Raw genomic sequence first — 17,933 nt, 5'->3', positions numbered from 1 at the left:
CCACCTCGCTTCACACCCGAAGACGCAGGCCAAGAGCCATCGATAGCCCTTGGCAAGACAGGCTGCTTCTATCGTCTGGCACTCAGCCCCGTTCGCCCTTGCCGGCCAAGTTCTCCCGCGCCAGGGCCGTGAAGGCCTTGAGCGCTGCAGACGGGTTACGGCGGTTCGGGTAGTACAGGCACAGCCGATCCCGAGGTGGTGTCCAGCCTTCCAGCACCCGCTCGAACTGACCAGCCTGGATTTCACCCTGCACGTCATGCTCCATGAAGAAGCCGAGCCCTACCCCCGCCTGTACCGCCGCCTTGGCCACGCCGGGCTCATCGAGCGTGAGCGGCCCGCTGACATCGAGCCTCGTCACCTCCCCTGCCCGCTCGAATTGCCAGGGGTAGATCGCACCGTTCGGCAGGCGGATGCGGATGCAGGCATGGCGCAGCAGGTCCGCCGGGGTGCACGGTCGCCCATGTTGCTCGAAGTACCCCGGTGTGCCGACCACTGCGTAGCGTTGCGGCACCCCGAGGGGGATCACGATCATGTCGCTGGGCACGAGGTTCGCCGCGCGCACCCCGAGGTCGAACCCGCCGGCCACGATATCGACCAGGCGACCTTCGGTCACCAGGTCGATGTGCACGTTCGGGTAACGCTGCAGAAACTCCAGCACCAGCGGCATCAGGGTTGAGCGGGCCGCACTGGCGAACGCGTTGATGCGCAGTGCGCCGGCCGGCCCGGCGTTGTGCGAGCGCACCGCATCAAGCGCCGCACGCACGTCCTGCAGCGCCGGCCCGACTTGTTCCAGGTACAGCGCGCCAGCCTCGGTCAGCGACACACTGCGCGTGGTGCGATTGAACAGGCGGGTTTCCAGGCTGGCCTCCAGCTTGGCGATGGTGTTGCTCAAGGCGGTGGTGGACACATCGAGATCGATGGCGGCCTGGCGGAACGAGGCCCGCCGCGCCACGGCCAGCACCGCTTCCAACTCGTTGAGGCCCAGGCGCGGGTCTGCCATTGGATTATCCTGAAATCAGGGACAGGTCATTAACTTTGTCCCAGTTGAGCAAATTATCCATCGGGCAGCAAGATCACTCCCGTAGCGCCCCACCCACTACGAGAGGAAATCAGGCCATGAACCTGCACCTGCCCGAAGCCGTGAACACCTATTTCGCCATCAGCAATGGCGGCGACGCGACGCGCCTTGCCACCTGCTTCCATGCGCATGCCAGGGTGACTGACGAAAAACGCACGCACCAGGGCATCGATGCCATCGTGGCCTGGCAACGGGAGGCACGACAGGCTTTCAGCTACCGCGTCGAGCCCGTGGATGCCTCGCAACGAGACGAGGCATTGACCGTCACCGCGCGCGTAACGGGTGACTTCCCCGGCAGCCCGGTGCTGCTCAAGCATCTATTCGCGCTAACGGATGGCCGGATCAGCTCGCTGGAGATCGCACCGTGATGAACCTCGAGCTGAGCGGCAAGCATGTGCTGGTCACAGGCGGTACCAAGGGCGTCGGCCGCGCGGTAGTGAGCCGCTTCCTTCAGGAAGGCGCCAGGGTGCTGACCTCGGCGCGCCAGGCGAACACGGATCTGCCGGACGAGCTGTTCATTCAGGCCGACCTGTCGACGCGCGAAGGCTGCGATGCCCTGATCGAGGGTGCCCGCACACGCCTGGGCAAGGTGGACATCATCGTCCATGTGCTGGGCGGCTCATCGGCCCCAGCCGGCGGCTTCGCGGTGCTGGACGAGGCCCAGTGGCAGCGCGAATTCGATCTCAACCTGCTGCCCGCCGTACGCCTGGATCGTGCTCTGCTCCCGGCGATGCTGGCACGCCAGGCGGGCGTCATCATCCATGTGACCTCCATCCAGAGCCACCTGCCCCTGGCGGAAGCCACCACCGCTTACGCTGCAGCCAAAGCGGCGCTGGCCACCTACAGCAAGAGCCTGTCGAAAGAGGTTTCACCCCAGGGCGTTCGGGTGGTACGGGTGTCGCCAGGCTGGGTCGAAACCGAAGCATCGGTCGCCCTGGCCGAGCGGCTGGCGCAGGAAGCCGGCACCGACTACGAAGGCGGCAAGCGAATTATCATGCAGGCCCTGGGCGGCATCCCGCTCGGCCGTCCATCCAGACCGGACGAAGTGGCTGACCTCATCGCCTTCCTCGCCTCCCCACGCGCCGCGGCCATCACCGGCAGTGAGTTCGTCATCGATGGCGGGACGGTGCCGACGGTTTAGAAGGCTCTACACCGTTAGCACGGAGACTGGCTGATCGTTCCCGCGTTCTGCGTCCGCCACGCGCAGTTGCGTGCTGCGCTGTGACGCAGAGCGTCACGGGCTGGCTCCCACACCGGAACGTGGGAGCCATCGAACTACGCCCCTTCCCGCTCAGCCAACCCCGCCAACAACTTGCCCTGCAATTCATGCAACGTGCGCTGCTCGTCGGCGGTCAATCCTGAGAGCACGCGCTGCAGGTTGGCCACATGGGCTGCGAGCATGCCGTCGATCAGCTCGAAACCGGCCGGGGTCAGCGCCACCAGCACGCCACGGCGGTCACTGGGGTGTTTGCGCCGCTCGATCAACCCGGCCTTTTCCAGGCGGTCGATGCGGCTGGTCATGCCGCCCGAGGAGATCATCGCGCTCTCGTACAAGGCAGTGGGCATCAGGGCATAGGGCTCGCCCGCGCGGCGCAGGGTGGCAAGCAGGTCGAATTCGCCGGCCTGCAGGCCGTATTCGGCGAAGAACGGCAGCAGGTGATCACGGCTGATCACCTGGCTGAGCTCACCCAAACGCCCGATCACGGCCATGGAAAAGCCATCCAGGTCGGGCCGCTGTCGTTGCCACTGTTCAGCGGCCAGTTGTGCGCGGTCTTGCATGTCGCCCTCAATTTATCTTGCCATCAAGATACTTTTCAAAAAGAATGTTGCCATCGTAGCGTATCTACACCAAGGAGGCATCTGCATGTCCGGCAACCCCAATCGACCCCTTCTGGCCCTGGCCCTGCTGTTCAGCATCGGCACGCTGATGGGGCTGACCAGCAATCTGGTCAAGGTGGCTGGCAGCATCGGCTGGCAGCCGATGGCCTATCTGCTGTGGAGCTTGTCCGGCGGTGGTCTGCTGCTGTTGCTGTTCGCCTGGTGGCGCGGCGAGCGGCCCGGCATGAGCCTGCCGCAACAGCGTTATTACCTGGCGTCAGGGCTGCTCAGCATCGCCGTGCCGAATGCTCTGTTGTTCAGCTCCATCGGCCATGTCGGGGCTGGTTTCGCCTCGATGTGCCTGGCCTTCCCGCCCTTGTTCACCTACCTGCTGGCCCTGGCGCTGCGCATGGAGGGGCTCAGCCGCATCCGCCTGCTGGGCATCTGCATCGGCTTGTCGGGTAGTCTGATACTGGCGTTGGGCAAATTGCATGGCGGTGATGGCCCGATCTTGTGGGTGCTCGCTGCGCTGAGCGTGCCGCTGTTCCTGGCGCTGGGCAACATCTACCGGGCCCGCTACTGGCCGAGCGGCGCCACGCCCCTGTCGCTGGCGCCCGGCATGTTGCTGGGCGGTGCCTTGCTGCTGATCGTCACGACGCTGTTCGGCGTAGATTTCTCGCCACGCCTGGACAGCACACTGGCGGTAGCTCTGCTGGCAGCGCAGATGGTGCTGTTCGCAGCGGTCTACGCGCTGTTCTTCATCCTGCAGAACCTGGCCGGCACGGTATTCCTCAGCCAGATTGGTTCGGTGGCAGCGATCACCGGCGCCGCTATCGCCATCGGCCTGCTCGGCGAACAAGGCAGCCTGAGCCTGTTGCTGGCGGCACTGTGCATCGTCGGCGGCGTGCTGCTGGTGGCCTGGCGTGGCGCGAAGGAGGCCCAGGCATGAAGCGTCAGAGCCTGCTGCTGATCGCCATCGTTCTGCTTGGCCTGAACCTGCGCCCGGTGCTGGCCGCCATCGGCCCGTTGCTCGACCGCATCCAGCTCGATACCGGCCTGGATCATATCGGTGCCAGCCTGCTGACCAGCCTGCCGGTGGTGATCATGGGGCTCGGCGCCCTGACCGCCGCGGTGTTGCGCGAACGTCTGGGAGAAGGCAACGGGATACTGCTCGGCGTGCTGCTGATCGCCCTTGCCTGCCTGCTGCGTGGCCTGCGGCCAGACGCCTCCACGCTAATCGTGACGGCCTTGCTGGCCGGTGCCGGTATCGCCTTCGTGCAGGCCCTGTTGCCGGGCCTGATCAAGTCACGCTTCGCGGCCGACAGTGGCCGCCTGATCGGCTTCTACAGTTGCGCGATCATGGGCGGTGCGGCCTTCGGTGCGGCGCTGACGCCCTGGCTGGCGCAGTCGCTGGGCTGGTCATGGGCGTTGGCTGGCTGGGCACTGCCCGCTCTGCTGGCGGCCGCGCTCTGGCTACGCGCCGCACCGAGACAAGCTGTGGCGGCATCGGGCAACGCGGCTCACCTGAACGTCTGGCGCTCGCCCAGAGCCTGGCTGCTGATGAGCTTCTTCGGGGTCGGTACGGCAGGTTATACCCTGGTGCTGGCCTGGCTGCCGCCTTACTACACGGCGCTGGGCTGGAGCGCGCAGTCGAGCGGCCTGCTGCTGGCGGCACTGACGCTATGCGAGGTGTTCGCCGGTCTGCTGGCATCGAGCCTGCTGCCACGTTACCCGGATCGTCGCGTGTTGCTGGGCGTGGTACTGCTATCGCTGCTGGCTGGCCTGCTGGGTCTGATCTTCGCGCCTCTGCAATTGGCGGTGCCGATCTGTTTGCTGCTGGGCATCGGCATCGGCGCGCTGTTCCCGCTGTCGCTGGTGGTGGCCCAGGATCACCTGGACGACCCAAGGCAGACCGGCGACCTGCTGGCCTTCGTGCAGGGCGGCGGCTACCTGATCGCCGCCACGGCTCCATTCCTGGCAGGCCTGCTACGCCAGTACACCGCCGACCTGCGCCTGAGCTGGCTGGCGATGGCCGTGGCCACCCTGGTGCTGATGGCCATGGCCGCCCGCTTCGCTCCGGGTAGCGGGCAATTCCACACCCGCCCCATTCATGGCCTGTAGGGCGGCCTCACGAGCGTGGCGAGTAGTCCACCATGCCATGCCTGGCAACACGACTTGCCGGCATGCCCATGGTGCTGAGCCGTAGGGTGCACCGTGCGCACCGATTCGCCCCAGCAAGAACGCGGTGCGCACAGCGCACCCTACGGGAAAGGTGGCACCAATGAAAACGCCACCCGGAGGTGGCGTTTTCATCAGCAGGCCCGAATCACTTCTTGCCCAGCTTCTTCAGCTCTTCGTCGCGCAGTTCGCGGCGCAGGATCTTGCCGACGTTGGTGGTCGGCAGCACATCGCGAAACTCCACGGCCTTGGGCACCTTGTAGCCGGTGAGGTTGGCGCGCATGTGCTCCATCACCTGTTCCTTGGTCAGGCTCTCGCCCGGCTTGACCACCACGAACACCTTGATCGCCTCACCGGACTTCTCGTCCGGCACGCCGATGGCGGCGCACTGCAGCACGCCCGGCAGGGTCGCCAGCACGTCTTCCAGCTCGTTCGGGTAGACGTTGAAGCCGGACACCAGAATCATGTCCTTCTTGCGGTCGACGATGCGCATGTAGCCGTCTTCCTGGATCAGACCGATATCGCCGGTCTTCAGCCAGCCGTCGGCGTCGAGGATTTCATCGGTGGCTTCCTGGCGCTGCCAGTAGCCCTTCATCACCTGTGGGCCCTTCACGCACAGCTCGCCGATCTCGCCGATGGGTAGCTCCTGGCCCTCGTCGCTGATGATCTTGCATTGGGTCGAGGGCACCGGAATACCGATGGTGCCGAGCTGGATGGCGCTGAACGGGTTGACCGAGGCCACCGGGCTGGTCTCGGTCATGCCGAAACCTTCGCAGATGGCGCAGCCGGTGACTTGCTTCCAACGCTCGGCGGTGGCCAGTTGCAGGGCCATGCCGCCGGAGACGGTGAGCTTCAGCGCGGAGAAGTCCAACTTGCGAAAGTCCTCGTTGTTGCACAGGGCGACGAACAGGGTGTTGAGGCCAACGAAGCCGGTGAAGCGATACTTGGCCAGGTCCTTGACCACCGCCGGCAGGTCGCGCGGGTTGGTGAGCAGGATGTTGTGGCCGCCAATCAGCATCATCGCCATGCAATGGAAGGTGAAGGCGTAGATGTGGTACAGCGGCAACGGCGCAATCAGCACCTCGCAGCCTTCATCGAGGTTGGCGCCCATCAGTTCCTTGACCTGCAGCATGTTGGCCACCAGGTTGCGATGGGTGAGCATGGCGCCCTTGGCCACCCCGGTGGTGCCGCCGGTGTATTGCAGCACGGCGATATCGCCATTGCTCGGGCTGGCTTCGCTGAAGCTCTGGCCACGCCCCTTGGCCAGAACGTCATTGAGCCTTACCGCCTGCGGCAGATTGTAGGCCGGCACCATTTTTTTCACATGCTTGATCACGAAGTTGACCAACAGACGCTTGAAGGTCGGCAGCATGTCGCCGACTTCGGTGACGATCACCGTCTTCACGCCAGTCTTGGGCACCACCTGTTCGGCCAGGTGGGCCATGTTGGCCAGGCAGATCAGCGCCTTGGCACCGGAGTCGTTGAACTGGTGCTCCATTTCCCGCACGGTGTACAGCGGGTTGGTATTGACCACCACCAGGCCGGCGCGCATGGCACCGAATACCACGATGGGGTACTGCAGCACGTTGGGCAGTTGCACGGCGATGCGGTCGCCAGGCTTGAGATCGGTGTGCTTCTGCAGATAGGCGGCGAAGTCACCGGAGAGTTTGTAGATCTCGCCGTAGGTGAGGGTCTTGCCCAGGTTGCTGAAAGCAGGCTTGTCGGCGAAGCGTTGGCAGGACTCCTTCAGCACCGCGAGTATGTTCGGGTACTGGTCGGGATCGATTTCGGCAGCCACCCCAACGGGATACTTGTCCTTCCAGAAATTTTCGGTCATGGAAGCCCACTCCTAAGCAACAGCTGATCTTCACCGCGCACAGGCGGCTATTTGTTGTGTATTTGGCCTACCAGCCCACTGCCCCTCAGGCCGGAAGCGCGCCGAGAGTAGCAGCTTTACCAGAGGCTCACCAGCACCAAGGATGGCCTAGCGGGTCAATAAAATGACCAAACCAATGAAAACAGTCACACATGATGCATGAACTGAAAAGCCTGGCAGAGGCCTCTAGGCTGAGCATTACAGCACATGACAGCAGGCGGACGGTGGAGGCGATGGAGGGATCTAAGCGGGAATGATGGTCGGCGCGACCCACTGGCCGTTACCAAAACACAACAAATGACCAGCAAGTGAGGCAAGCCCCTCCGAATTGCACGGAGGGGCCTGGGCGATCAGGCGATGTCGCGCAGCTCGCGACGCAGGATCTTGCCGACCGGCGTCATCGGCAGGGAATCGCGCAGCACGATGTGCTTGGGTACCTTGTAGCCGGTGAAGTTCTCCTTGCAGTAGGCCTTGAGCTCGTCCACGGTGACGCCCCCTTCGCGCGGCACCACGAACAGCTTGACCACCTCGCCGGATTTCTCGTCCGGCACGCCGATGGCCGCGCAACTGGCCACCTTCGGGTGGGCCATGACCACATCCTCGATCTCGTTGGGATACACGTTGAAGCCGGAGACGATGATCATGTCCTTCTTGCGGTCGACGATGCGCACGTAGCCGTCCGGGTCGATCACCGCGATATCGCCGGTCTTGAACCAGCCTTCGGCGTCGAGCACCTCGGCCGTGGCCTCCTCGCGCTGCCAGTAGCCCTTCATCACCTGCGGCCCCTTGATGCACAGCTCGCCGCGCTCGCCCAGCGGCAGCTCGTTGCCGTCGTCGTCGATCACCTTGAACGCGGTGCCGGGAATCGGAATGCCGACGGTGCCCAGGCGCGCCTTCTCACCATAGGGATTGGTGCTGGCCACGGGGGAAGTCTCGGTAAGGCCATAGCCTTCCACCACTGTGCAGCCGGTCATCTGCTTCCAGCGCTCGGCGGTGGCCTTGACCAGCGCGGTGCCGCCGGAGTTGGTGACCTTGAGGGCAGAGAAATCGAGGTTCTTGAACTCGGGGTTGTCCATCAGCGCGACGAACAGGGTGTTGAGCCCCAGCAACGCGGAGAACTTCCATTTGCCCAGTTCCTTGACGAAACCGGGAATGTCGCGCGGGTTGGTGATCAGCACGTTGTGGTTGCCGTTGACCATCATGCACATGCAGTTCACGGTGAAGGCATAGATGTGGTACAGCGGCAGCGGCGCGATCATGATTTCCTGGCCCGGCTTCATCAGCGGCGTGCCGTCCTCGCCGAGCTGCGACAGGCAGGCATCGACCTGCAGCATGTTGGCCACCAGGTTGCCGTGGGTGAGCATGGCGCCCTTGGCTACCCCGGTGGTGCCGCCGGTGTACTGCAGCACGGCGATGTCGTCATGGCCAGTCTTGACCGGCGTCAGCGCCTGGCCATGACCCTGCTTGAGCACCTGCTTGAAGGGAACAGCCTGCGGCAGGTGGTAATCCGGCACCATCTTCTTGACCTTCTTCACCACGGTGTTGACCAACCAGCCCTTGAGGCTCGGCAGCAGGTCACCCATCCGGGCTTCGATCAGGTACTCGATCTCGGTATCCGGCAGCACCTCCTGCACCAGCTTGCCGAACATGTTCAGGTACACCAGCGCACGCACGCCGGCGTCCTTGAACTGGTGACGCATCTCGCGGGCGGTGTACAGCGGATTGGTGTTGACCACGATCAGCCCGGCACGCATGGCGCCGAACACGGCGATGGGATACTGCAGCACGTTGGGCATCTGCACGGCGATGCGGTCGCCCGGCTTGAGGTCGGTGTGCTTCTGCAGATAGCCGGCGAAGGCCGCCGACAGGCGATCCAGCTCGGCATAGTTCAGTGTGACGCCCAGATTGCTGAACGCCGGACGGTCGGCGAAGCGCTTGCAGGAACGCTCGAACACCTCGATCACCGACTTGTAGCTGGACAGGTCGATGTCGTTGGGTACCCCAGCGGCGCGTTTGTCGTTCCAGAAATCAGGCTGCATTGTTGTTGTCCTCTTCCCCTGAAATGATCTGACTGCCCGGAAAGTAGCAGTTCAGAGCCCCTGCGCCTATAGCTCGAAAGCGTCATTGATGGCCTGAATCTCGATATAAATGCAGCGATTCGTTACCGATCTTTACCGGATGGGCGATACCTTGCCGCTATGCCGGATCGGCTGCAGCGTGCACAATGCCGCCAGTCCCCGGCACAAGGATTCGCCATGCGCCACACTGCCTTCCCCATGGCCACCCGCGACGGCGTGCACCTGCACGTCAACCACTGGCATGGCGACACGCCACCGCGCGCCATCGTCATGCTCGCTCACGGCATGGCCGAGCACAGCCTGCGCTATGCGCGCCTGGCCGAGCGCCTGGTGAGCGCCGGCTTCGACCTCTATGCCCATGACCAGCGCGGCCATGGCCGCAGCGCCGAACAGGGCACCCTGGGCCACTATGCCGACGAGGATGGCTGGCACAAGGTGGTCGAAGACCTGGCCACCCTTAACCATCATATTCGCCAGCAGCATCCACAGGTGCCGATCTTCCTGCTCGGCCACAGCATGGGCAGCTACATCGGCATGGCCTACCTGTTGGGCCATAGCTGCAGCCTGCAGGGCGCTGTCCTCTCCGGCTCCAACTACCAGCCGGTGGCGCTGTACAAGGCCGCGCGGCTGATCGCCCGCTTCGAGCGCTGGCGCCTGGGGCCGAAGGGGCGCAGCAAGGTCATCGACTTTCTCTCCTTCGGCTCGTTCAACAAGGCCTTCAAGCCCAACCGCACGGCCTTCGACTGGCTCAGCCGCGATGCGCAAGAAGTGGACAAATACGTGACCGACCCGCTATGCGGCTTCGTCTGCACCACGCAACTGTGGTGCGACCTGCTCGAGGGCCTGCAACAGATCACCCCGGTGGACAACCTGGCGCAGATCGACGCCGACCTGCCACTGCTGGTGATCGGCGGCAGCCGCGACCCGGTCAGCGACGGCCAGCGCCTGCAGCACCTGGCCGAGGCCCTGAACGCTGCTGGCGTGCGTGACGTGCAGTTGAAGATCTACCCCGAGGCCCGTCACGAGCTGTTCAACGAGCTCAACCGTGACGAGGTCAGCGAACACTTGGTCGCTTGGCTCGAGCAGGTACTGGGCCACGACCGACACCCTATTAGCGATGAAAGGAGCAAAGCATGACCCAGGTAACCAACATCCCCTACGAGGCCCTCGAAGTCGGCCAGCAGGCCAGTTTCGAGAAGCAGGTGGAGGAACGCGACGTGCAACTCTTCGCCGCCGTGTCCGGTGACAACAACCCGGTGCACCTGGACGCCGCCTTCGCCGCCGAGACCATGTTCAAGGAGCGCATCGCCCACGGCATGTTCACCGGCGCCCTGATCAGCGCCGCCATCGCCTGCAACCTGCCCGGCCCGGGCACCATCTACCTCGGCCAGCAACTCAAGTTCACCCGCCCGGTGAAGCTCGGCGACACCCTCACCGTGAAGCTGGAAGTGCTGGAAAAACTGCCGAAGAACCGCGTGCGCATCGCCACCCGCGTGTTCAACCAGGACGGCAAGCAAGTGGTGGACGGCGAAGCCGAAGTGCTCGCACCCAGCGCCGAGCAAACCGTGACCATGCCGCCGATGCCGCAGGTGACGGTCAACTGATCAGCCACAGACTGGTGCGCGGCGCCCTCGCCTCGCACCATTTTTGTTCTACACTCACAAACCTGAACGACCCAAGCGCTCTCTGAGCGCTTTTTATTGTGCGCTTTGCACAAAACCTCTTGATCACCTCGCCCAGGGTGAAAAGCCCGTGAAACCTGGCACGCCCCCTGCTATCGCCAAGGCCTCAACACCCACACCGGAGCCAGGCCCATGAGCAACGCCACCCCCGATAGCGATTACCCCCTGAGCGAGGTGCCCAACGGCGCTCGCCAAGGGCTGTTTTCCACCGCCATCCTGCTGTTCGGTTTCACCTTCTTCACTGCCACCATGTTCGCTGGCGGCAAGATCGGCATGGCCTTCGACTTCACCACCCTGCTCTGGGCCGCGGTGATCGGTAACCTGCTGCTCGGCCTGTATGCCGCCGTACTGGGCCTTATCGCCTGCCGCAGCGGGCTGAACTCGGTGCTGATGGGCCGTTTCTGCTTCGGCGAGGTGGGCAGCAAACTGTCCGACATGCTCCTCGGCTTCACCCAGATCGGCTGGTACGCCTGGGGCACGGCGACCATCGCCATCGTGCTGGTGAAGATACTCGGCCTGCCCGAAGGCCTGACCATCCCGCTGATGGTGCTGTTCGGCTTCGGCTTCTGCCTCACCGCCTTCGTCGGCTACAAGGGCCTGGATCTGCTTTCGCGCGTCGCCGTGCCGGCCATGCTGGTGCTGCTGGTGGTCTCGCTGTGGATCGCCACCCGTGATATCGGCGGCCTCGCCGGCCTGCTGGCGGTGGAGCCCAAGGAGAGCATGAGCCTGAGCGTGGCCATCACCCTGGTGTTCGGCACCTTCGTCAGCGGCGCCACCCAGGCCACCAACTGGACGCGCTTCGCCAGGAGCGGCCGCGTCGCGGTGCTGGCCAGCCTGTTCGGCTTCTTCATCGGCAACGGCCTGATGATCGTCACCGGGGCTTACGGCGCCATCGTCTACCAGCAGCCGGACGTGGTCGAGGTGCTGGTGCTGCAGGGGCTGTCCATGGCCGCAGTGATCATGCTGTTCCTCAACCTGTGGACGACCCAGGACAACACCATCTACAACTTCGCCGCCGCCGGCTGCAACCTGCTGCGCACCGGCAAGCGCAAGACCGTTACCCTGGTCGGCGCCGGTATCGGCACGCTGCTGGCCATCGGCGGCATGTACGAGATGCTGATTCCCTTCCTGATCCTGCTCGGCTCGATCATCCCGCCGATTGGTGGCGTGATCATGGCCGATTTTTTCTACGGCCACCGCGCGCGTTATCCGAAACTGGCCGAGGTGCGCCTGCCGGCGTTCAACTGGGTCGGCCTGGGCGCCTACCTGATCGGGGCGCTGAGCGCCTACTTCTCGCCCTGGGTCGCGCCGCTGGTGGGTATTGCCGTGGCTGCCGTGGCCTACGTGGTGCTGTTCGAGGCGAACAAGGCCCTGGTCGGCCGTCAGCAGGTAGCGGGCGCGTGAGCCTGACCGTCGCCGACGTACTCGCCCTGCCCGATCTGGCCAGCATGCGCCTGCGTGCCGGCCAGGCCGGGCGCGATAATGCCGTGCGCTGGCCCTACGTGGCCGAGAACGAGGGCATCGCCGACTGGGTGATGGGCGGCGAGCTGATCTTCGTCACCGGCATCAACCACCCGCGTGACGAAACCAACCTGCTGCGCCTGGTGCGCGAAGGCCATGAGCGGGTGGTCGCCGGCCTGGTCATCCTCACCGGCGCCGAATTCATCCAGGCCATCCCGCCCAGCGTCATCGCAGAAGCCGAACGCCTGAACCTGCCGCTGATCGAGCAGCCCTACGCGCTGAAGATGGTGGTGGTCACCCAGGCCATCGGCACCGCGCTGGTGCAGGCGCAGCAGCTCGGCCGTTCGCGCCAGCACGTACTGGAACAGGTGCTCGACGGCGATTACCAATCGCTCGACCTGCTGCTGCAACGCGGCGACAGCCTCGGTCTGGCACTGCATGTGCCACGTCAGGTGGCGCTGCTGCGCCTCGATGGCAGCGAGCAACTGTTCGGCGACCTGCCTGACGAGGACGCCGAGCGCCAGCTACAAAGCCGCCAGCAACTGCTGCAACGACGCCTGGAGCAATGCCTCGGCGAACTGGGCGACGCCCTGCCGCTGGTCAGCCAGGGCCGGCACTGGATCGCCCTGCTGCCCTGCTCCGATGCCCAGGCCGAAGGGCGAAACCGCCAGGCCATGACCCGGCTGCTCGACGAACTGCGCCCGCAGCTTGGCCCGCTAAGGCTGTTCCTCGGCCTGGGCAGCGCCGCTTGCGAGACGCCGCGTTTCGCTCAGGGCCTGGGCGAGGCACGCCAGGCCCTGGGCGTGGCACAGCGCTTCCCGGAGCGCCTGGGCCTGTGCAGTTTTAATGAATTGGGCGTGCTGGAACTGCTCGGCGCGATTCGTGATCGCAGCTTGCTCGATCGCTTCGTCGAGCGCGTGCTCGGCCCGCTGATCGGCGACGACTCGCGCCACCAACCGGTGCTGATGCCGACCCTGGAAGCCTGGTTCGCCGAGAACGGCAACCTGGCCCTGGCCGCGCAGCGCCTGGAGGTTCACCGCAATACCCTGAGCTACCGTCTACAGCGCATCGAAGCGCTGAGCGGCTGCTCGTTCGACGATCCGCACGACCGCCTGAACATCAGCGTCGCGCTGTTGATCCGGCGCCTGTCGGCGCCTGCCTGAGAGGAACTTCCATGATCATCCACAATGCCCGCCTGCGCGGCCGCGATGGCCTGCACCGCATCACCCTGAATGGCGAGCGCATCGCCGCCATCGAAGCCCAACACGCCCTGCATCCCATGGCCGAGGGCGACCTGGACGCCGCCGGCAACCTGGTGGTGCCGCCCTTCGTCGAGCCGCACATCCACCTCGACGCCACCCTCACCGCCGGCGAGCCATCCTGGAACATGAGCGGCACGCTGTTCGAGGGCATCGAGCGCTGGGCCGAGCGCAAGGCACTGGTCACCCATGAAGATACCAAGACCCGCGCCAAGAAGACCATCGACATGCTGGTCGACCATGGTATTCAGCACGTGCGCACCCATGTCGACGTCACCGACCCGACACTGGCCGCGCTCAAGGCCATGCTCGAAGTGCGCGAGGAAACCCGCCATCTGATCGACCTGCAGATCGTCGCCTTTCCGCAGGAGGGCATCGAGTCCTATGCCAATGGTCGCGCGCTGATGGAGCAGGCCATCAAACTGGGCGCTGATGTGGTCGGCGGCATCCCGCACTTCGAGAACACCCGCGACCAGGGCGTGGCGTCGATCAAGTTCCTCATGGATCTGGCCGAACACACCGGCTGCCTGGTGGACGTGCATTGCGACGAGACCGACGACCCGCAATCGCGCTTTCTCGAAGTGCTGGCCGAAGAAGCCCGCGTGCGTGGCATGGGCGCGCGGGTCACCGCCAGCCACACCACGGCCATGGGTTCCTACGACAACGCCTACTGCTCCAAACTGTTCCGCCTACTGAAGATGAGCGGCATCAGCTTCATCTCCTGCCCCACCGAGAGCATCCACCTGCAGGGGCGCTTCGACAGCTACCCGAAACGCCGGGGCCTGACCCGCGTGGCGGAGATCGACCGCGCTGGGATGAACGTCTGCTTCGGCCAGGACTCCATCGTCGACCCCTGGTACCCGCTGGGCAACGGCAACATCCTGCGTATCCTCGAAGCCGGCCTGCACATCTGCCACATGCTCGGCTACGAAGACCTCAAGCGCAGCCTGGATCTAATCACCGACAACTCGGCGCGCGCGCTGGCGTTGGGTGATCGTTATGGGTTGGAAGTGAATCGCCCGGCCAACCTGCTGATCCTCTCGGCGCCGGACGATTACGAGATGGTGCGCAGCCAGGGCCACGCGCTGGTGTCGGTGCGCCACGGCAAGGTGCTGATGCGCCGCACGCCGGCCAGCGTGGAGCGCGCCTGATCCTGTAGGAGCGAAGGGGGCCAGGCCTTATTCGAGCACTTCCACCGGCATGCCCAGTTGCAGCTCGCCGACACCACGGGGCAGCAGGTTCTGCCCGAAGTACACCGCACCTTCGCGCTCGCGGTAGGTCTTGAGGGTGGCCAACGGCTCGCGATCGGCGCTGCGCTCGCCGCTCTGCGGGTCGACGGTGGTCAGGATGCAACGGCTGCAGCCCTTGGCCACCTCGAACTCCACCGCGCCGATACGAATGCGTTTCCAGCCATCCTCGGCGTAAGGTTCGCTGCCCGTTACCACAAGGTTGGGGCGAAAGCGCAGCATCGACAGCGGCCGGCCAACGCGCTGCATCAGATCGTCCAGCGAGGCCTGGCCGATCAGCAGCAAGGGAAAACCATCGGCAAAAGCCACGCGATCGCCCGGCTGGGCGTAGGCGGTATCCACCTGACGGGTGCGTGCTTCGGGCACCTGTACCAGGCGGCAGGGGCGGCCCAGCAGGTCGCTGAGCCAGGCGGCGGCTTCGTCACCGGCATCGGGCACACGCAGGCTGTCCTGCCAGACGGTCACACCACGCAGATCCTGCTCGGGGTCGGGCAGCGCGACGCTGAGCTCGCCATGCCCGGCGGCGCTCAGGTTCAGGCCGCCGCGCGCGTCGTACAGCGCCGAAAGCTGGCTCATCTGCGGTAGCAGGCGTTGGGTGATGAACCGGCCCGTGGCGGCCTCGACCAGCATCCAGCGGCGGTCGCCATTGAGCCCCAGGCCATCGACGGCACTGCGCTGCAATGCCTCGCCCCGCCCGGACTTGAGCGGATAGCGATACAACTCGGAAAGGCTCAACATGATCGGGTTCTCCAGGGTCTGTTGACGTTTCGCGCACGGCCGCGACGGAGCCTGTTTTTGCGCGAGGCAAGGCGCGGGGAGCGAAGTTTGGTCATTCCAAATAAGCGACGAGTAACGCGGCATCGCGCAAAAACAGGCCCGTCCCTTCGGGTTGCGCGGCAAATTGCGCCATGCGTCGTTGCGGGATTTGGCAAGGGAACGACCATTACCTGCATCCCGCGCCTCGCGGAACGCCGCCCGGCCATGGCGCAATTTGATGCAGCAACGCGGCTCGCGTCGAAACGGCAACAGACCCTCGGCCGGCAAAACGTCCTTATACGAATTGCCGGCAGGGATCACAAGCGCTCAGGCAGGCTCGTCGAGGGCGAGACGGGCGCGCACCACATCCACCAGCTTGTCCGGCTGGAACTTGGAGAGGAAACCGTCGCAGCCGACCTTCTTCACCATGGCTTCGTTGAAGCTGCCGGACAGGGAGGTGTGCAGCACCACGTAGAGATCCTTGAGGCGCGGATCGTTGCGGATTTCGCTGGTCAGGCGATAGCCGTCCATTTCCGGCATCTCGGCATCGGTGAAGACCATCAGCAGCTTGTCGGTCATCACCGCGCCGCTGTCGGCCCAGGCCTTGAGCATGTTGAGCGCCTTGAGGCCATCGCTGGCCATGTGCAGACGCATGCCCAACTGAGTGAGGGTGTCGCGTAACTGGCTCAGCGCCACGCTGGAGTCGTCCACCAGCAGCACTTCGCGGCCACGAGCCTTCTCCAGCAAGGGGTCGGCGAGTTTTTCGGCGGACACCTTGGTGCTCATCGGCACGATCTCGGCCAGCACCTTCTCCACGTCGATCACCTCGACGATCTGGTCGTCGACCTTGGTGATGGCGGTGAGGTAGTGCTGACGCCCGGCACCACCGGGCGGTGGCTGGATCGATTCCCAGTTGAGGTTGAGAATGCGGTCGACGCTGCCCACCAGGAAGGCCTGCACGGAGCGGTTGTATTCGGTGACGATGATGGTGCTGTGCTCGTCCGGCACCAGCGGGCGCATGCCGATGGCCTGGGACAGGTCGATCACCGGCAGGGTGTGGCCGCGCAGGTTGACTACCCCGCAGACGAAGCGATGGCGCTGTGGCATCAGCGTCAGCTTGGGCAGTTGCAGGACTTCCTGCACCTTGAACACGTTGATCGCGAAGAGCTGACGCCCGGCCAGACGGAACATGAGGATTTCCAGACGGTTTTCACCGACTAGCTGTGTACGTTGATCCACTGAATCAAGAATGCCGGCCATCACGCGCTCCCATGGTGTTTATTGAGTCTAGCAGGCCGTTGAAAAACGTAGACGAGGCAGGCAAGACAAGGCAAAGACGACCGAAAAAGCGCAGTTTACCTGCTGTAAATGAGCATTTTCAGGTCGGCTTTACCGCAGTATTGCCAACGCAGGCAGTTTTTCAGCGACCTGCGAGCCTGCCTTCGGCATATCGGCAGGCAGCCGGCAGACTGAAGATCGCTGGCGCCCAGCCATCATGCCTTAGCACCTTGCGCCTGACCAGCGTGCAGCAACGGCGAGTGCAGTGGCAGGTGCAAACTCAGTGCACTCGGCTTGGCGGCGAAACGCAGCTCACGGCTGACCATGGGCTCGCCATCGAGGTTGAGGTCGAGCCCCTCTGGCGCATCCACCTCCAGCCAGGGTAGTCGAGCGCTGATGGCTACGCTCTGCAAACCGAGAATGCCACCGGACAACAGCGTGCCGAAGGTGCCGATCACATCGGAGGCGGCGGGCAGGATGCAGACATCCAATAGACCGTCATCGACCACAGCCTCCGGGCATAGCACATGCCCGCCACCGGCCTGGCGGCCGTTGCCGATGCCCAGGGCGAGGAACTCACCCTGCCACTCGAAATCCGGCCCACGAAAATGCCCGGCCGCTGCGCGCACCTCGGAAAAACGGCTAAGCCCGGTGAGCAGATAGGCGGCGCCACCGAGCACTTTCTTCAGCTCCTCCGACGTATGGGCCGTGACGTTGGAGCCGAAACCGCCGGTGGCCATGTTGAGGAACACGCGCTCCCCGGCCAGGCCGACATCCACCGCCACCGGCTCCACGTCGAGCAGCGCCAGTGCCGCGGCGGGTGTCGGGGTTATTCCGGCCGAGCGGGCGAAGTCGTTGGCGGTGCCCAACGGCAATAGCGCCAGGCTGGCCTGGCCGCCGTGCTCGATCAAAGCCTCGGTGACATCGCGCAAGGTGCCGTCACCACCGCCAGCGATCAATATCGGGTAGCCGGCCGCCAGGCCTTCGCCGACCAGCCGCTGGGCATCGCCTGCTTCCCAGGTCAGGCGCACGGCGATCTCCCAGCCCTGCTCGCGCATACCATGCACCGCCGCCCTGACTTCCTCGTTCAGCGCCTGCTTGCCATGCAGGATCAACCAGGCCTTGCGTTTGCTCATCGCCATTCCCCCGTAGCGCGCTGCAGTGACCAACATATCGAATCAATAGATTCTTATAGCGCAGAATTTGCTCTATTAAATCGATT

At 64.5% G+C, this 17,933-nt stretch carries 16 protein-coding genes; 9 read left to right on the top strand and 7 right to left on the bottom strand.

Going from position 1 to position 17,933, the window contains the following annotated elements; translation table 11 throughout:
* Positions 1-82: 82 nt before the first annotated feature.
* Positions 83-1,000 (bottom strand): LysR family transcriptional regulator, encoded by a 918-nt coding sequence (locus OU800_RS08315; protein ID WP_268182779.1) that lies wholly within the window; start codon positions 998-1,000, stop codon positions 83-85.
* A gap of 116 nt (positions 1,001-1,116) precedes the next feature.
* Between OU800_RS08315 and OU800_RS08310 the strand changes: the two genes are divergently transcribed.
* Both OU800_RS08310 and OU800_RS08305 read left to right on the top strand, forming a co-directional pair.
* Positions 1,117-1,446 (top strand): nuclear transport factor 2 family protein, encoded by a 330-nt coding sequence (locus OU800_RS08310; RefSeq protein ID WP_268182776.1) that lies wholly within the window; start codon positions 1,117-1,119, stop codon positions 1,444-1,446.
* The gene (locus tag OU800_RS08305) at positions 1,446-2,219 is read left to right on the top strand and encodes an SDR family oxidoreductase (protein ID WP_268184240.1); all 774 of its coding nucleotides are present in this window, start codon (positions 1,446-1,448) and stop codon (positions 2,217-2,219) included. Before OU800_RS08310 ends, OU800_RS08305 begins: the two co-directional genes overlap by 1 nt.
* A gap of 134 nt (positions 2,220-2,353) precedes the next feature.
* Here OU800_RS08305 and OU800_RS08300 read toward each other — a convergent pair whose 3' ends face one another.
* The gene (locus OU800_RS08300; RefSeq protein ID WP_268182774.1) at positions 2,354-2,857 is read right to left on the bottom strand and encodes a MarR family winged helix-turn-helix transcriptional regulator; all 504 of its coding nucleotides are present in this window, start codon (positions 2,855-2,857) and stop codon (positions 2,354-2,356) included.
* A gap of 85 nt (positions 2,858-2,942) precedes the next feature.
* On the opposite strand from OU800_RS08300, the gene OU800_RS08295 reads away from it, so the two are divergent.
* Together OU800_RS08295 and OU800_RS08290 are read left to right on the top strand one after the other, a co-directional pair.
* Positions 2,943-3,845 carry a DMT family transporter gene (locus OU800_RS08295; RefSeq protein WP_268182772.1) on the top strand — a complete coding sequence of 301 codons (903 nt, stop codon included), beginning with the start codon at positions 2,943-2,945 and terminating at the stop codon, positions 3,843-3,845.
* A complete protein-coding gene (locus OU800_RS08290; RefSeq protein ID WP_268182770.1) occupies positions 3,842-5,017 on the top strand; it encodes a cyanate transporter in 1,176 nt (391 codons plus the stop codon). The genes OU800_RS08295 and OU800_RS08290 overlap by 4 nt, the downstream gene beginning before the upstream one ends.
* Before the next feature lie 205 nt (positions 5,018-5,222).
* Here OU800_RS08290 and fadD1 read toward each other — a convergent pair whose 3' ends face one another.
* Positions 5,223-6,911 carry a long-chain-fatty-acid--CoA ligase FadD1 gene (gene fadD1, locus OU800_RS08285; protein WP_268182767.1) on the bottom strand — a complete coding sequence of 563 codons (1,689 nt, stop codon included), beginning with the start codon at positions 6,909-6,911 and terminating at the stop codon, positions 5,223-5,225.
* A 389-nt stretch (positions 6,912-7,300) separates the two neighbouring features.
* Positions 7,301-8,989 (bottom strand): long-chain-fatty-acid--CoA ligase FadD2, encoded by a 1,689-nt coding sequence (fadD2, locus tag OU800_RS08280; RefSeq protein WP_268182765.1) that lies wholly within the window; start codon positions 8,987-8,989, stop codon positions 7,301-7,303.
* Positions 8,990-9,205: 216 nt separating this feature from the next.
* On the opposite strand from fadD2, the gene OU800_RS08275 reads away from it, so the two are divergent.
* From OU800_RS08275 to codA, 5 genes are all read left to right on the top strand, one after another.
* Entirely contained in the window at positions 9,206-10,165 is a 960-nt protein-coding gene (locus tag OU800_RS08275) for an alpha/beta hydrolase (RefSeq protein WP_268182762.1), read from the top strand.
* Positions 10,162-10,632: a MaoC family dehydratase gene (locus tag OU800_RS08270; RefSeq protein WP_024307460.1), complete on the top strand. Its 471-nt coding sequence runs from the start codon at positions 10,162-10,164 to the stop codon at positions 10,630-10,632. The genes OU800_RS08275 and OU800_RS08270 overlap by 4 nt, the downstream gene beginning before the upstream one ends.
* Positions 10,633-10,842: 210 nt before the next feature.
* The gene (gene codB, locus OU800_RS08265; protein ID WP_268182759.1) at positions 10,843-12,114 is read left to right on the top strand and encodes a cytosine permease; all 1,272 of its coding nucleotides are present in this window, start codon (positions 10,843-10,845) and stop codon (positions 12,112-12,114) included.
* The gene (locus OU800_RS08260; protein ID WP_268182756.1) at positions 12,111-13,334 is read left to right on the top strand and encodes a PucR family transcriptional regulator; all 1,224 of its coding nucleotides are present in this window, start codon (positions 12,111-12,113) and stop codon (positions 13,332-13,334) included. Before codB ends, OU800_RS08260 begins: the two co-directional genes overlap by 4 nt.
* An 11-nt stretch (positions 13,335-13,345) precedes the next feature.
* Complete coding sequence (gene codA, locus OU800_RS08255; RefSeq protein WP_268182753.1) at positions 13,346-14,581, top strand: cytosine deaminase; 1,236 nt, start codon at positions 13,346-13,348, stop codon at positions 14,579-14,581.
* 27 nt (positions 14,582-14,608) lie between these two features.
* On the opposite strand, the gene OU800_RS08250 is transcribed toward codA, so the two are convergent.
* The 3 genes from OU800_RS08250 to yegS form a co-directional block, all read right to left on the bottom strand.
* Complete coding sequence (locus OU800_RS08250) at positions 14,609-15,415, bottom strand: MOSC domain-containing protein (RefSeq protein WP_268182751.1); 807 nt, start codon at positions 15,413-15,415, stop codon at positions 14,609-14,611.
* A gap of 345 nt (positions 15,416-15,760) precedes the next feature.
* Positions 15,761-16,693 (bottom strand): chemotaxis protein CheV, encoded by a 933-nt coding sequence (locus tag OU800_RS08245; protein WP_268182750.1) that lies wholly within the window; start codon positions 16,691-16,693, stop codon positions 15,761-15,763.
* Between the two features lie 233 nt (positions 16,694-16,926).
* Positions 16,927-17,847: a lipid kinase YegS gene (yegS, locus tag OU800_RS08240; RefSeq protein ID WP_268182747.1), complete on the bottom strand. Its 921-nt coding sequence runs from the start codon at positions 17,845-17,847 to the stop codon at positions 16,927-16,929.
* Between the last annotated feature and the right edge of the window lie 86 nt (positions 17,848-17,933).

It is taken from the genome of Pseudomonas sp. GOM7, from assembly GCF_026723825.1.
Classification (GTDB): domain Bacteria; phylum Pseudomonadota; class Gammaproteobacteria; order Pseudomonadales; family Pseudomonadaceae; genus Aquipseudomonas.
Note: the sequence above shows the minus strand (reverse complement) of the source record. Positions and strands in the feature narration are given on the sequence as shown.

What these genes read in the sequence shown, in the direction of transcription:
- OU800_RS08315 (WP_268182779.1), bottom strand. Translation starts at nt 1,000, where the DNA reads ATGGCAGACCCGCGCCTGGGCCTCAACGAGTTGGAAGCGGTGCTGGCC.
- OU800_RS08310 (WP_268182776.1), top strand. Translation starts at nt 1,117, where the DNA reads ATGAACCTGCACCTGCCCGAAGCCGTGAACACCTATTTCGCCATCAGC.
- OU800_RS08305 (WP_268184240.1), top strand. Translation starts at nt 1,446, where the DNA reads ATGAACCTCGAGCTGAGCGGCAAGCATGTGCTGGTCACAGGCGGTACC.
- OU800_RS08300 (WP_268182774.1), bottom strand. Translation starts at nt 2,857, where the DNA reads ATGCAAGACCGCGCACAACTGGCCGCTGAACAGTGGCAACGACAGCGG.
- OU800_RS08295 (WP_268182772.1), top strand. Translation starts at nt 2,943, where the DNA reads ATGTCCGGCAACCCCAATCGACCCCTTCTGGCCCTGGCCCTGCTGTTC.
- OU800_RS08290 (WP_268182770.1), top strand. Translation starts at nt 3,842, where the DNA reads ATGAAGCGTCAGAGCCTGCTGCTGATCGCCATCGTTCTGCTTGGCCTG.
- fadD1 (WP_268182767.1), bottom strand. Translation starts at nt 6,911, where the DNA reads ATGACCGAAAATTTCTGGAAGGACAAGTATCCCGTTGGGGTGGCTGCC.
- fadD2 (WP_268182765.1), bottom strand. Translation starts at nt 8,989, where the DNA reads ATGCAGCCTGATTTCTGGAACGACAAACGCGCCGCTGGGGTACCCAAC.
- OU800_RS08275 (WP_268182762.1), top strand. Translation starts at nt 9,206, where the DNA reads ATGCGCCACACTGCCTTCCCCATGGCCACCCGCGACGGCGTGCACCTG.
- OU800_RS08270 (WP_024307460.1), top strand. Translation starts at nt 10,162, where the DNA reads ATGACCCAGGTAACCAACATCCCCTACGAGGCCCTCGAAGTCGGCCAG.
- codB (WP_268182759.1), top strand. Translation starts at nt 10,843, where the DNA reads ATGAGCAACGCCACCCCCGATAGCGATTACCCCCTGAGCGAGGTGCCC.
- codA (WP_268182753.1), top strand. Translation starts at nt 13,346, where the DNA reads ATGATCATCCACAATGCCCGCCTGCGCGGCCGCGATGGCCTGCACCGC.
- OU800_RS08250 (WP_268182751.1), bottom strand. Translation starts at nt 15,415, where the DNA reads ATGTTGAGCCTTTCCGAGTTGTATCGCTATCCGCTCAAGTCCGGGCGG.
- OU800_RS08245 (WP_268182750.1), bottom strand. Translation starts at nt 16,693, where the DNA reads ATGGCCGGCATTCTTGATTCAGTGGATCAACGTACACAGCTAGTCGGT.
- yegS (WP_268182747.1), bottom strand. Translation starts at nt 17,847, where the DNA reads ATGAGCAAACGCAAGGCCTGGTTGATCCTGCATGGCAAGCAGGCGCTG.